The organism is Bacillus sp. FSL K6-1006, assembly GCF_038593175.1.
Taxonomy (GTDB): domain Bacteria; phylum Bacillota; class Bacilli; order Bacillales; family Bacillaceae; genus Bacillus; species Bacillus safensis.
Genome location: NZ_CP151970.1, coordinates 1,588,017 through 1,601,632, shown reverse-complemented (window position 1 = coordinate 1,601,632; position 13,616 = coordinate 1,588,017). Strand labels below are relative to the sequence as shown.

Here is a 13,616-nt window from a genome sequence, read left to right as displayed (position 1 = left end):
TACTTATTCTCTCCCTGTATGTTTGTTTATTTTAAATTAGAAAGTCTTTCTGACTGGCTTAAAATGTCAGTCACACGAACACCAAAGTTCTCATCAATGACAACGACTTCCCCTTTGGCGACGATTCGTTTGTTAACTAGGATGTCTACTGGCTCACCAGCAAGTTTGTCCAGTTCAATGATACTTCCTGCTGAAAGCTCAAGAACTTCTTTTACACTGCGCTGAGTTCTTCCAAGTTCCACCGTAATGGAAAGCGGAATGTCCATCAGCATGTCAAGGTTTCCAAGCTGGTTTGTTGTATGCTGAGGCTCACTGAACGATTCAAATTCAACTGGCGTCACATTTACAGGTGCTGCCGGCTTTGGCTTCGCCTGTCTTTTCGGCGGTGCTGCTTGCTGCGCTGGGGCAGACTGCGTTTGCGGAGCTGCCGGCTGAGGTTCAGGTGCACTCACTTCTTCTTGAACCGGCTCTTCTTCTTGCGCAGGATCTGTTAATTCTGCGATTAAATCCTTCGCAAATGTAATAGGATAAAGCTGCATAATATTTGAATCGATGAGTTCACCTATTTTTAATCTGAAGGATACTTTGACAAGCATTTCTTCAGCTGGAATGCGGTCTGTCCCTTCTCCTTCTTTCACATCAAGTAATTCGACGCGCGGCGGAGAAATATCAATCTTTTTATTAAAGACAGTCGACATGGATGTCGCAGCAGAACCCATCATTTGGTTCATTGCTTCTTGTACTGCACTTAAGTGAATTTCGCTTAAAGAAGGGTCAGCATTTGTCCCGTCTCCACCCATCATTAAGTCCGCAATAACTGCTGCATCTGTTTGCTGGACGACAAGCAGGTTACTTGCGCTGAAGCCTTCCGTATAATTCACTTCAATAGCAACATACGGATGAGGAAATTCCTCATTCAGCATACTTTTTTGAATCACTGTAACAGTTGGAGTTGTAATCTCCACTTTTTGATTTAATAGGGTTGAAAGTGCTGTTGCAGAGCTGCCGAATGAAATATTTCCGATTTCTCCAATAGCATCTTGCTCCATTGCAGAAAGGACTGTATCAGGCTCTATATCGTCATTGCTGCCTCCTTTAAGGAGCGCATCGATTTCGTCTTGTGATAATTTACTTCCGTTATTCTCCATCTTCTTCACCTCTTATGTCGTGATCTAGAATTTGAATCGCCTGTTTCCGATTCACGCGGCCGGCCTGTCCCAAGAATTTCGGTTTATTTCCGACCATAACAGTAAGAGGCGCATTTACTGGTTTGTCCAAGGCAATACAATCACCAATTTCCAAATTCAAAAACTCTTCCACCGTCATTTCCGATTGTCCCAGCTCTGCGACTACCGGTATTTTTGCCTTCATAATCCGTTTTTCAATGGCCTTTGTTTCTTGCTGTTTTGGTTCATTTCGTTCAGACTGCATCCAGTAGTGTACAGACAGCTTCGGAATAATAGGCTCTAATACAACGTGAGGAATACATAGGTTAATAACCCCGCTTACCTCGCCAATCTGTGTATTAAGAGAAATGACGACAACTGTTTCGTTTGGTGACACCATTTGAACAAACTGGGGATTTACCTCGAAATCTGCCATTTCAGGCTCGATGTCGGTTATGGACTGCCACGCTTCTCTGTAATTTTCCAAAGCTCCCTCAAACATGTTTGAGATAATCTTTGTTTCAATTTCTGTAAGTGATTCTGTCTTATTATGACTAATGCCAATCCCGCCCATCAGCCTGTCCATCATCGCATAGCCGATTGTTGGGTTTACTTCAAGCATGATTCTTCCTTCAAGCGGGCTGACATAAAATAAGTTTAATAATGTCATATTAGGAATCGAACGAATAAATTCTTCGTATGGTACTTGGTCAACCGAGCTGACAGTAATTTGAATATATGATCTTAGCTGCGCTGAAAAATGCGTGGTGAGCAGTCTAGCGAAGTTATCATGAATCCTTGTTAAACTTCGAATCTGGTCTTTTGAAAAGCGCAGTGCACGTTTAAAGTCATACACCTTCACTTTTTTCGTCGTTTCCTCTTTTTTCAGCTCTTCTGCATCCATTTCGCCTGTTGAGATGGCGGATAATAATGCGTCGATCTCATTCTGGGAAAGCACTTCTCCTGACATTTCTTCACCTCCATCGCGTTAATTAATCGCCTCTATTGCAGATTAAAGGAGGTTATATATACTTCTTTCACCTTGCCATCTTGCAAATAGTTATTCACTTTGTTTTTGACTTGTGTTTTAAAATGTTCTCTGCCTTTTTTGCCATCAAGTTCATCTGCATTCGTGTCTGATAAAATGTCGATTACAGCATCTTTTACTTGGAAACTTCTTTTCTCAAGCTCTGATTTTGCTTTTTCAGAGTCCGTTTCAATATTCAGGACAAGTTTGACAGCATTTCCTTCAGATTTTAAATTGGTGATAATCTCAGGAATTTCAACAGAAGCTTTTACGACTTCATCTGCTGTTGGCTCTTTTTCAGCTTTTGCTTCGTCTGACCCATTCAGCAGAAAAAAGATGCCTGCTCCAATTCCGACGATGGCAATAATCATGATTAGCATTACTACGACTAATTTCTTCTTCATTCAAACTCCTCTATTCCTTGATTCAATGAAATGACTTGGATTTTTCTGTAGAAAGAAATGATTTTCTCTTGAAGCTGCTCCTCATCTTCTTTCACAACGAATTTCTTTCCATTGGCCAAAGTAATGGTCGTGTCTGGAAAACTTTCGATTTGCTCGATATGGAGAGCGTTCAGCATAAATCCTTTGCCATTTAATCTTGTCACTTCAATCATATTAAGCAGAGAAGCGAGCATCCGCTCCCCCTACCTCCTATCGTTTCAGATTCACAAGCTCTTGCAGAATTTCATCAGATGTTGTAATCGTCTTTGCATTCGATTGGAATCCACGCTGCGCGATAATCATTTCGGTAAACTCGTCTGTTAAATCAACGTTTGACATTTCAAGTTTCCCTGTTTGAAGTTCACCTGTTCCTTGACTTCCAGGAGCAATGGCATTACTTGGCGCACCGGAACTGAGCGTTTGGCGGTATAGGTTATCCCCAACTTTGTCTAATCCTCCTGCATTACTGAATGACACAAGTGATACTTGCCCAACAGTACGAGAAACGTTGTTCTCAACAACAGAAACGGTCCCATCTGGCCCAACACTGACACTTGACACATTGTCGCTTGGAATGTTGATTCTTTGCCCATCCATGCCAAGTAGATAGTTTCCATCAGGTGTTGCCAAATCCCCATTTGAATCAGGTTTGAAGTTCCCTGTTCTTGTAAATAGGATTTCACCTTGCTTTTGAATACGGAAAAATCCATCTCCATTAATATAGAAATCAAATGGTTCGTCTGTATTTTGAGAAGAACCTGATTTCATGATTTTATCAATAGAAGATAAAGATGATCCTAAACCAATTTGTTTTGAGTTGATTGAACCAGAGTTGTTCGTTGGTCCACCTGAGCTTGAAATGGTTTGGCTGACCATATCTTTAAACGTGATACGGCTTTTTTTGTATCCGTGTGTATTGACGTTGGCTACGTTGTTGGCTACCACATCTAATTTTGATTGGAAGTTTTTCATTCCGCTAATTCCTGAGTAAAGTGAGCGTAACATTTATTTTCCTCCTCGAATTACTTCGTTTTTTCTCCAACTGCTGTAACATCCCAAGGGCTGATTTTCGTTCCATCTTCTAAAACAAGTAAGTATTCATTGTCTATGTTTTTAACAGACTTCACAGTGCCCGATATCTCTTTATCATCCAATTTGCCCGATACTTCTTTACCAATCCAGCCTACATACGTCGTAAACGGATCTTGGTGTGCAACAAATGTAGACATGAGCTGATTTAGTTTGGTGATCGAATCGTTCATATTGGTTTGCTGTTCTAAAGATGAAAATGTCGCAAGCTGCGTGACAAACTCACGGTCATCAAGCGGGTTTGTCGGATCTTGGTTTTGAAGCTGCGTGAGCAAAATTTTCAAGAATTGATCTTTGCCAAGCGTATCTGTTTTCTTTTCTGCTTTTGAAGAAGTGTCTGCTTGTGCGGCTGTTCTATTCGTAGCATCAACTGTTGCCATTAGATCTCCTCCTCTTCTTCATCTGACCCAACAAGAGCATCCAGTACATCTTGGAATTCTGTTTCCTGTTCATCAGTCTGCTGGAAATTCTGTCCTTTTGGCTGCTGCTGCTTGTTTTCTTCACTAAACTGTCCAAATAACGGCTGCTCATTTGATTGAAGCGGTATATGGAAACGGTCCACTTGAACCGACATATTTGGAAGCGCCTGCTTGAGCTGCGGCAGATGATGCTCTAACAGCTCTTTCGCTGCTTGCGTCGAGGCTGTAATTTTACTCGCATACATACCGTTTTGCTTCGTTAGCTGAATGGTAATGAATCCAAGATTTTCAGGATTTAATCGAACGGTAAAGCGTCCGCTTGAATTACCAAACGGCGTGAATTTCATTTGCTTCCACGTGTTTAGAATTTGCTGATCAACCGTTCCTGGCTTTTCATCAGTCGTTTGTGTCTGCTGAACAGGAGCCGCTGACTGCAGTTGGAAAAACTGCTTATGACCTGGCAGAAGCGAGTGGGTCATTATTTTTTCAGAAGCTGGTGCAGCAGCGCTTTGTCCTTTAACGACTTCTTTTTTGATGAGCCACTCAAGAGATGCATTCCCTTTTGCCGGAGAAGCGAGTGTAGATTCTTGTTTTGGAGAGATTAGTTCCTTCAACTCTCCTAGTGAAATTTTCCACTCTTTGTCAGACCCTTTCGCATTCGCCATCATATGGTCGATTAGCTGATTAAAGTGCTTTAGCTCACTTTGAGTCATCGAATTCAGCTTTGGCGCTGAACCCTGCGAGAAGAACTGCTCTTTTACTTGCTGAATGAGTTTTTCATCTACCCCGTTTTTAGAAAGAAAGTGGATAAAGTCTTGACCTTTCCCTTCAATATCCTGCACAAGTTTCGCATCAAAGCTTGGCGGCTGTTGATTGAGCAATTGATAGATGAAGAAGTGGACTTGTATGAGCTGTTCACTATGTTCAGAACCTGGCTTTTCAGCTTGATCACCGTAAATGGAAGATTCCATTTTTTGAAATAATTCTTCAAGTGATTTGAGATCAGATGATTCAAGCGTTTGACCCTGTAGTGTTTGAAGCGCACTTAGTAGGTCTGCGTTCATTCCTTCTTCAGGTGATTGCATCCATTTTTCAACAATTTGCATCGCATCATTGATAGAAAGAGAGGCAAGAGCGGCTGTTTCAGCATGAACAGGACCGCTTTGAGCGCCTGCTCCGCTAAGCAATTGTTTAAACAAACCGCGTGCAGATGCAGCGCCGTCTCCTTTTAGCCCTGAGAGACCTTGAGAAGATTGCTGTAAGGCTCCAATATCCAATAGCTTCACTTATTGTCCACCCCCATTTTCACTTTCTTCTTTTTTGGCAAGCTCTTTTGTAAACGTTGCTGCCTTCTGAGGTGTCAGTTTTGCTAATATGTCTGTCAGTTTATTTTTGCTCAGCTCTTCAAGGATTTTTAACGCCTCTTTATCACTTAATTCTGATAAAATTTTGGCGGATTTCCCTGGGTCCATGCTTTCATAAATGCTGGCGACCTTTCCTTTTGTCTGCTGATTAGAGGAAGCCGCTGTATCAGAGGACGCCCCTGCTGAGTTATTACCTGACGTGTTATTTGATGAGCTGTTATTCGATGAGCTGTTATTCGATGAACTGTCATTGGCTGACGTATTCTTTGCATCATTTTCAGATGTTTTTTCAAGTGAATTGATTTTTTGATTCAGTCTTTTAATCTCTTCATCACTTGTTTTCAAATCTTTTTGTGCAATTTCGAGTTCATTTTTTTGCTCTTTAATGGTCTTTTTCAGTTCTTTCAACTCTGCATCGCTTTGATCATTAGGTGAAGATGACGTTTTTGAGGTGTCATCTGAACCAACTAAGCTGCTAATCACCGGAATGTTTTGGAGCGGTTTTTTTAGATCAAAACCTGCCATATAAAGGATCGTGCCAGTGACAATCACAAGCACAATCAATGGGATGATGACAATAAACAAGATCCATTGAAATTTCCCGCCGCCTGATTCCTTCGTTTTTTCCTTCTTAGGCATTCATCTCGACTCCTAATGTCCTTGAAACATGAATTGGCTGATAGAGATATCATCCATTTCTTTCATTTCAATTGCCTTATGTTCAAGGGAGAACTTTTCAAATTGCTTTTCTTTCATTTTTTCAAACTTTTTAAACTCAATGTTTTTTTCAGTTAAATCAGATTGTTTTTCATTCATTTGGTGACGTTTCATGATCACAAGCTGCTGATAATGCTGAATGGTGTTATCTAAGTTGGTCACAAATTGCTGGTAATGACGCATTTCTTGAACACTCATTCCACTTCTCAGCTTTTCTTCTTTGCTTTTTTCCATCAGCTCTTTTTTACTCATATTTTCATAGAGTTTTTCAGCGACTTGCTCAAATGCCGAAACGGATTGTTGGTACGCTGCGAGTGACTTGTCTTTTTCACTTTCTTTCAGTTCTAAGAGCTTTTGAAATTTGTATTGATATCTCACTGTTTTTGTCAATCCTCTCTATTCATCAAACTGAGCAATAAACTCACACTGTCTTCAATAGATACAGCCTCTTCTACATCCTGCTTCAAAAATGAAATCAGATGAGGATAAGCCTGCATGGCCTCATCAATATCTTTGGAGGAGCCTTTTTTATATGCTCCAATATTAATGAGGTCTTCAGCGTTTTGATAAGTGGACAAAAGCTGGCGGAACCGGTTAGCCGCTTCCTTGTGATCATGACTTGCGATATTACTCATGACACGGCTGATACTTTTCAAAATGTTAACAGCGGGAAATTGTCCTTTGTTGGCTAAAGCACGATCAAGTACAATGTGCCCGTCAAGGATCCCCCTCACTGTATCAGCGATCGGCTCGTTCATATCGTCTCCATCAACAAGCACTGTGTAAAACGCTGTGATGGAACCAAGCTGATTTGTCCCAGTTCGTTCGAGCAATTTTGGCAGTATAGCGAACACTGAAGGCGTATATCCTTTTGTTGTTGGCGGCTCGCCAGTTGCGAGTCCTATTTCCCTTTGCGCCATGGCGATCCTCGTAACAGAATCCATCATGAACATGACATTTTTGCCTCTGTCTCTGAAATATTCCGCAATGGCTGTTGCAGTATACGCAGCTTTCAGTCTCGTCAGTGCAGGCTGGTCAGAAGTAGCAACGACAACAATTGATCGCTTCAGTCCTTCAGAACCTAAATCCTTTTCAATAAACTCACGAACTTCACGGCCACGCTCTCCAACAAGGGCAATGACATTCAGGTCTGCTTCTGTCTGCTTTGCAATCATCCCCATTAAGGTACTTTTTCCAACACCACTTCCGGCAAAAATCCCGATCCTTTGACCAGTGCCAACTGTGAGCAGACTGTCGATGACTCTAACACCAACACCCATCTTTTCTCGAATAGGCGGCCTGTCCATTGGATTTGGGGGTGACTGATCTGTCGAAACAGGTGCAAGTCCCTTTGGAAGCATACTGCCATCAAGCGGATGACCGAAGGCATCAACGACTTCACCTATTAATCCAGTTCCTACTTTGACCTTCAGCGACTCACCCGTCGCTTCAACAAGACTTCCTGGTGAAATATTGGATGCTTCTACATAAGGCATGAGCAGAATGTTTTCATCTCTAAACCCTACGACCTCTGCTTTTATTGGATGGTGCTTGCTCCCTTTTTTATGAATGAGACAAACATCTCCGATCGAACTCTCCGGCCCCTTAGATTCAATCATGAGCCCAACCACTCGATTGACTTTACCAAATCGTTTATAAGGATCGGCAGTTTCAATCGTTTCTTTTAGTACATCCATTTTCATTTGTGATCACCTGAATCAATGACTTCTAATAATTTTTCTTTCAACTGATTCATTTGGGTATCAACACTCGCTTCCACTTTTCCAAAACTTGTTTCTACGTAACAAGTTCCTTTTGGCGCTTTTTCATCCGAGTAAATGGCAAGGTGTGTATCCTTCTGAAGGATTCTAATCAATTCGTCTTTATATTCCATCACATGCTCGTAATGTTCAGGGTCAACATAGATGGAAATATCATCATATTCTTTCACTTCTGAAATGACCTGCTTCACAAGAGCCAAAAATGGATCTTTCGTGTCCTCAGCTGCATTCCAAACGCGTTTGGCGAGTTCAAAAGCGAGTTCTACAATTTGCTCAGCAGAGCTTTCAATTTTTTCTTCGTAATCCTGCCTTGCAAGACTGACGATGTCATTTGCTTGATCAAGAATAGCTTGGTACTGCATATTCGCATCTGCTTCGCCCTTTTGGAAGCCTTCTTGATAACCTGCTTGTTTCGCTTCTTCAATGAGCTGCATTCTTTCCTCTTCAAAATCAGTCCGGCGCTGATTGATTTCAGCCATTGTTTTTTCCAGCTCACTGTTTGCTTGTTCTAATATGCGGCTCGCTTGATCTTCTGCATCACTGAGTACTAGCTGCGATGCTTCGGTTTCATTGACAAGCTCTACTTCGTGATGTTCTCTTTTAAAGTTTACTTGCTGTAAAGGAATCGTTTGCCGCCCTTGTTCAGGAGTAACAGATGTTTCATGTTTGATAATCCTAGACAATGATATCGTCTCCCCCGCCTCGAGCTATGACGATTTCTCCAGCTTCCTCAAGTCGTCTTACGATGCTGACAATACGGGTTTGTGCTTCCTCGACATCTCTAAGCCGGACAGGCCCCATAAACTCCATTTCTTCTTTGAATGTTTCGACCATCCGCTGTGACATGTTGCGGAAGACAATTTCTTTGACTTCTTCGCTTGCCACTTTGAGTGCGAGCAATAAGTCATCATTTTCAACATCTCTGATGACACGCTGAATCGCTCTGCTGTCAAGAGTGACAATATCTTCAAAGACAAACATACGTTTCTTAATTTCATCAGCAAGCTCTGGATCTTGAATTTCAAGTGTGTCTAAAATGGTTTTCTCAGTAGCACGGTCTACACCATTTAGCACTTCTACAACCGCTTCGACTCCGCCCGTTTGCGTATAGTCCTGCGTAAAGGTTGAAGAGAGCTTTTGTTCAAGAATACGCTCCACCTCATTGATGATCTCTGGAGATGTACGGTCCATTAAGGCAATACGTCTCGCAACCTCAGTTTGTACTTCCTCGCCTAACTCAGATAAAATTTGCCCAGCCTGCACTGGATCCAGGTAGGAAAGGATAAGTGCTATCGTTTGTGGATGCTCATGCTGGATAAAGTTTAAAATTTGTTCTGGGTCAGCCTTTCGAGCAAAATCAAATGGTTTCACTTGAAGAGAGGATGTCAGCCTGTTTAAGATGCTGTCCGCTTTATCCTCACCAAGCGCTTTTTCAAGCACTTGTCTTGCGTACATAAGACCGCCCTGCGATATGTAGTCCTGCGCGATGGCAATGCTGTGAAACTCTTCGATGACTTCATCTTTTTTAGCAGTATCTACACTTCGTACATTGGAAATTTCTAATGTTAATTTTTCTATTTCGTCTTCAGACAGATGTTTGTATACAGATGCTGACACGTCTAGCCCTAAGGAAATCATTAGGATTGCTGCTTTTTGTCTGCCTGTTAGTCGATTTGGATCTTTTCTCGACATGTGTATTCCTCCTAATCCTCGGACAGCCAGCTGCGTAGCAATTTAGCAAAGTCTTCTGGTTTTTCTTTTGCCATTTTTTCAAGCTGATTTTTTCTCACCATTTCTTCTGTTTCTGGTTCAGTGTCGATATCAGGAACATCGATTGGTGTACGTTCATCAAACTCAAACTCTTCTTCCTCATCTCTTCTACGCTTGCGTACAAGAAGAATGATAAGAGCGATAATTGCAAGTAGAAGCACACCGCCTACAATATAAACCCAAATTGGAATATTGTTTGAAGGGTTATCTGCCGCAGTTTGCTGTTTACCGTCTAATTTTGATACAGATAAAACGATTTTGTTATCTAAGTCGGCTTGAGTGAGCGCTTGACCATTTGTGTATTCTTTATCAATCGATGTGCTAATGATCGTTGAAAGAATCTTTTTGATATCATCTTGTCTTTCAGCCGTTAAAGAGTTTACATCGTTTGCAGTTGGTGGTTCGACCAATGCTTGAATGCCAACATCTCTAATTTTATAAGGGCTTTCTTTGATATCTTTATGAATGCGGTTGACTTCATAATTGATGCGATCTTCGCTCTTTTCGTAATCTCCGCTTCCATTCGCTCCATCGGCACCTTGATAATTTGTGACATCATCGTCACCTGTTCCAGCGGTGCCTCCAGCTGCTGCGCCGTTACCTGAATAAGTTTCAGCAATCTTTTCAGCGCTGACAGCAATCCCCTGCATGTTTTCTTTATCAACAGGTTCTACTAGGTCTTCTTTTCTTTTTTCTTCAGTAAAATCAATGTCTGTTGTGACCGATACAGCCACTTTATCTTGACCCATCATTGTTCCGAGCAGCTGCTGAATTTTTCTTTGAAGATTCTTTTCGATTTCCTCTTTTTTCTGCTGCTGTGCATCCATTCCACTTGCATAGGAATCGGAGCTGGTGTTTAAGTCGTAGTAGTTGGAATCTTGGTCCATAATGACAATGTTTTCTGTTTTTAAATTCGGCACACTTTTTGAAATAAGATGATAAAGGCCTTTTACTTGCTGCGGTGTGAGCGTGTAGCCCGGCTCAACTTGCAGCACTATGGATGCTGATGCATTACTTTGCTCTTCTCCAACAAAAACGGAATCTTTTGGCAGGTTAATCATCACTTTTGAATCTTTAATCCCATCAATTGTGTTGATCAGATTGGATAGTTCTGTCTGAGTTGCGTCTACTTTCAGAACATCAAATTCATTATCTGTTAAACCGAAGCCTGAATTGTTTGCAAAGAAGGAATAATCAATGTTGCCTGTCTTAGGGAGCCCTTCGGATGCGAGTGTTACTTTTAAAGAATCTGCTTGCTTTTCTGGAACGAGAATCGTTGTTCCATTGTTTGCAAGTTCCGATTTAACGTTTTTGCCATCTAGTTCCTGTTTGATTTGTCCAGCTTCTGCCTCAGACAAGTCTCTAAAGAGCGGAACCATTTTTTCAGAAGAAGCAAAGATGCTAACAACCGTAATAATGATTGCTAGGGCAGCAACGCCGCCAATCATGAGTATTTTTTGTAATTTTGATCGATTTCGCCAAAACTCAACTGTTTTTGTTCTTAATTGCATTAAAGTACGATTCATCTTAACCCCCGGTCATTCCATTCAGTCTTTTTTTGTCCACCAGCACCTCCTACATCTGCATTCTCATAATCTCTTGGTACGCTTCGACTGCTTTATTTCGAAACTCTGTTGCAGCTGTGAGTGTGACACTCGCTTTTTGTGAAGCAATCATGACTTCATCGAGATTGACATCTTTTCCTTGTGCAAGCGCATTTGTATACTGGTCTGATTTCAGCTGTGATTGATTTAATGCCTCAATGGAATTCTTCAGCACATCAGAGAAATTCGTTTGACTTTTAGGTGCAGCCGCCTGAATGGGCGTTGCATTCGTCAATTCACTTGCTTGCTGAGCAGTTTGAAGCTGGAAAGGAGATATTGCATTAACCAATTGTTTTCACCTTACTTTCCTATTTCTAAAGCTTTCATCAGCATGCTTTTATTCGCATTTAGAGCAGTCACGTTTGCTTCATATGATCTTGAGCTGCTGATGAGGTCGACCATTTCTTTTAATGGATCGACATTTGGTGTTTGAACATATCCATTTTCATTGGCATCGGGATTTGTAGGATCATATTGAAGGTTGAATGGAGTTTCGTCTTCAGTAATCTTTGTTACTTTGACGCCGTTTCCTAATTTGCCGCTCGAATTCATACTTGAGTTCAATATAGATGAAAACGATTCACCTGACGGCTGTAATGTGACAAGCTTACGTCTATAAGGCTCCCAGTTGCCATCAACCTGTTTAGCTCTTGTCGTATCCATATTTGCAAGGTTTGAGGATACAACGTCCATTCTGAGCCTCTGTGCCGTTAATGCTGAGGCCGAAGCGTTCACTCCTGAAAAGATCGACATCACTTACCTCCTGTCAAAACTGTTTTAAGAGAATTGAATTTCCCGCTCATTCTTTCCACCAGCGCATTATACTGAATTTGGTTTTTAGCGAGTTCACTCATCTCTTGATCAATATCGACATTATTTCCGTTTTCTTGATAAGAAGTACGGTTGCTCGAAACAACTGAATAATTAGACCCTGTTTTTGAAAAATCAATGTGACCTTGGTACGTTTTTTTAGCATCTAATTTGATTGACGCATCATTTAGCATGTCATGGAATGCGACGTTTTTCGACTTGTAGTTCGGTGTATCTATATTCGCGATATTATTGCTTATGACTTTTTGCTTAACATTCGCTCTGCCCAAGGCATTCTCAAGGTTGCTTATCGTTCCAGAAAATATATCCAAAACCATATACCTCCAATCATATGTATTTCATTCCATTTAATCATGTCGAGATTTGTAAAACCATATGTTCATTGTAAGAAATAATAGGATTAAAGTCTATGATGTATATGTAAAAAAAACTCGTAATATATATCTATTTTACGAATAGGTATAAAGGCCTAGATTCAAAGCACTACAGATTTGTAAGGGGTTTCTTGGAAAAAAGAGTGACATTTTTCGGACAAATCCTCATTTTTTCACATAAAAAAACCCTTTTCAGCATTTATTTCGGCCAAAAAGGGTTTTTGATTAATGAGATTTTAAATTTTCGAGTTCAATTAAAAATTTGTTGTTTAACACTTTGATGTACGTTCCCTTCATTCCAAGAGAACGAGATTCGATTACGCCTGCACTTTCTAACTTACGTAAGGCGTTTACGATCACTGAACGCGTAATCCCTACACGATCTGCAATTTTACTTGCGACAAGAAGACCTTCGTTTCCATCCAGCTCTTCAAAAATGTGCTCAATCGCTTCAAGCTCACTATATGAAAGAGAGCTGATCGCCATTTGGACAACCGCTTTGCTTCTTGCTTCTTCTTCGATTTCTTCTGCTTTCTCGCGAAGAATCTCCATTCCAACAACTGTTGCCCCGTATTCAGCAAGAATTAAATCATCATCTGTGAATGTATCTTGTAAGCGGGACAGGATTAACGTACCTAAACGATCTCCTCCGCCGATAATTGGGACAATTGTTGTTAAGCCTGATTGGAATAAGTCACGGTTCTCAATAGGGAAAGCTGTATATTCACTGTTAATATCAAGGTTTGAAGACGTTTCAGGGACATTGAATAGACTCTTTGTATATTCCTCAGGGAACTGACGATCTTCAAGCATTTTTTTCATACGTGCATTTTCGATCTGCTGATTAATGGAGTAGCCAAGAAGCTTTCCTCTTCTGCTTAATACGAAAATGTTTGAATCAATGACATCTCTCAGTGTTTCTGCCATTTCTTTAAAATTAACTGGTTTCCCCGCTGCATCTTGCAGCATTGAGTTAATAATCCTTGTTTTTTGTAGTAACGCCATAATAATGATCCTCCTAGATTACTTTA

17 protein-coding genes are annotated in these 13,616 nt (G+C 40.9%); all 17 read right to left on the bottom strand.

All coding sequences use genetic code 11. The annotated features are described in order from the left end of the window. Window positions 1-26: 26 nt before the first annotated feature. The 17 genes from fliY to codY all read right to left on the bottom strand — a co-directional run bounded on the left by fliY (window position 27) and on the right by codY (window position 13,590). Window positions 27-1,148 (bottom strand): flagellar motor switch phosphatase FliY, encoded by a 1,122-nt coding sequence (fliY, locus tag NSS65_RS08255; protein ID WP_034281787.1) that lies wholly within the window; start codon window positions 1,146-1,148, stop codon window positions 27-29. After that, a complete protein-coding gene (gene fliM, locus NSS65_RS08250) occupies window positions 1,138-2,136 on the bottom strand; it encodes a flagellar motor switch protein FliM (RefSeq protein ID WP_024424167.1) in 999 nt (332 codons plus the stop codon). Before fliM ends, fliY begins: the two co-directional genes overlap by 11 nt. A 32-nt stretch (window positions 2,137-2,168) precedes the next feature. Beyond that, entirely contained in the window at window positions 2,169-2,597 is a 429-nt protein-coding gene (gene fliL, locus NSS65_RS08245; protein ID WP_024424168.1) for a flagellar basal body-associated protein FliL, read from the bottom strand. Next, on the bottom strand, window positions 2,594-2,809 hold the full coding sequence (locus tag NSS65_RS08240) for a flagellar FlbD family protein (protein WP_008344794.1): 216 nt from the start codon (window positions 2,807-2,809) through the stop codon (window positions 2,594-2,596). Before NSS65_RS08240 ends, fliL begins: the two co-directional genes overlap by 4 nt. Window positions 2,810-2,846: 37 nt before the next feature. Continuing rightward, window positions 2,847-3,641 (bottom strand): flagellar basal body rod protein FlgG, encoded by a 795-nt coding sequence (flgG, locus tag NSS65_RS08235; RefSeq protein WP_034281786.1) that lies wholly within the window; start codon window positions 3,639-3,641, stop codon window positions 2,847-2,849. A 17-nt stretch (window positions 3,642-3,658) separates the two neighbouring features. Next, window positions 3,659-4,105 carry a flagellar hook assembly protein FlgD gene (flgD, locus tag NSS65_RS08230; RefSeq protein ID WP_024426978.1) on the bottom strand — a complete coding sequence of 149 codons (447 nt, stop codon included), beginning with the start codon at window positions 4,103-4,105 and terminating at the stop codon, window positions 3,659-3,661. Continuing rightward, on the bottom strand, window positions 4,105-5,430 hold the full coding sequence (locus NSS65_RS08225; protein WP_340889338.1) for a flagellar hook-length control protein FliK: 1,326 nt from the start codon (window positions 5,428-5,430) through the stop codon (window positions 4,105-4,107). Before NSS65_RS08225 ends, flgD begins: the two co-directional genes overlap by 1 nt. Continuing rightward, window positions 5,431-6,147 carry a MotE family protein gene (locus tag NSS65_RS08220; RefSeq protein WP_342467371.1) on the bottom strand — a complete coding sequence of 239 codons (717 nt, stop codon included), beginning with the start codon at window positions 6,145-6,147 and terminating at the stop codon, window positions 5,431-5,433. Between the two features lie 12 nt (window positions 6,148-6,159). After that, window positions 6,160-6,603 carry a flagellar export protein FliJ gene (gene fliJ / locus NSS65_RS08215; protein WP_024424173.1) on the bottom strand — a complete coding sequence of 148 codons (444 nt, stop codon included), beginning with the start codon at window positions 6,601-6,603 and terminating at the stop codon, window positions 6,160-6,162. A gap of 8 nt (window positions 6,604-6,611) precedes the next feature. Then, window positions 6,612-7,928, bottom strand: coding sequence for a flagellar protein export ATPase FliI (gene fliI, locus NSS65_RS08210; protein ID WP_098676874.1), 1,317 nt, complete (start codon window positions 7,926-7,928; stop codon window positions 6,612-6,614). Beyond that, a complete protein-coding gene (gene fliH, locus NSS65_RS08205) occupies window positions 7,925-8,689 on the bottom strand; it encodes a flagellar assembly protein FliH (RefSeq protein WP_120207052.1) in 765 nt (254 codons plus the stop codon). Before fliH ends, fliI begins: the two co-directional genes overlap by 4 nt. Continuing rightward, complete coding sequence (gene fliG / locus NSS65_RS08200; RefSeq protein WP_034281776.1) at window positions 8,682-9,698, bottom strand: flagellar motor switch protein FliG; 1,017 nt, start codon at window positions 9,696-9,698, stop codon at window positions 8,682-8,684. Before fliG ends, fliH begins: the two co-directional genes overlap by 8 nt. Before the next feature lie 11 nt (window positions 9,699-9,709). Continuing rightward, window positions 9,710-11,302 (bottom strand): flagellar basal-body MS-ring/collar protein FliF, encoded by a 1,593-nt coding sequence (gene fliF / locus NSS65_RS08195; protein WP_024424177.1) that lies wholly within the window; start codon window positions 11,300-11,302, stop codon window positions 9,710-9,712. A gap of 49 nt (window positions 11,303-11,351) precedes the next feature. Then, window positions 11,352-11,669, bottom strand: a complete 318-nt coding sequence (fliE, locus tag NSS65_RS08190; protein WP_034281774.1) for a flagellar hook-basal body complex protein FliE — start codon at window positions 11,667-11,669, stop codon at window positions 11,352-11,354. 11 nt (window positions 11,670-11,680) lie between these two features. Continuing rightward, entirely contained in the window at window positions 11,681-12,133 is a 453-nt protein-coding gene (flgC, locus tag NSS65_RS08185; protein WP_024424179.1) for a flagellar basal body rod protein FlgC, read from the bottom strand. Continuing rightward, on the bottom strand, window positions 12,133-12,522 hold the full coding sequence (flgB, locus tag NSS65_RS08180) for a flagellar basal body rod protein FlgB (protein WP_012009952.1): 390 nt from the start codon (window positions 12,520-12,522) through the stop codon (window positions 12,133-12,135). Before flgB ends, flgC begins: the two co-directional genes overlap by 1 nt. A 288-nt stretch (window positions 12,523-12,810) precedes the next feature. Further along, the gene (gene codY, locus NSS65_RS08175) at window positions 12,811-13,590 is read right to left on the bottom strand and encodes a GTP-sensing pleiotropic transcriptional regulator CodY (protein WP_007499612.1); all 780 of its coding nucleotides are present in this window, start codon (window positions 13,588-13,590) and stop codon (window positions 12,811-12,813) included. Window positions 13,591-13,616 lie beyond the last annotated feature (26 nt).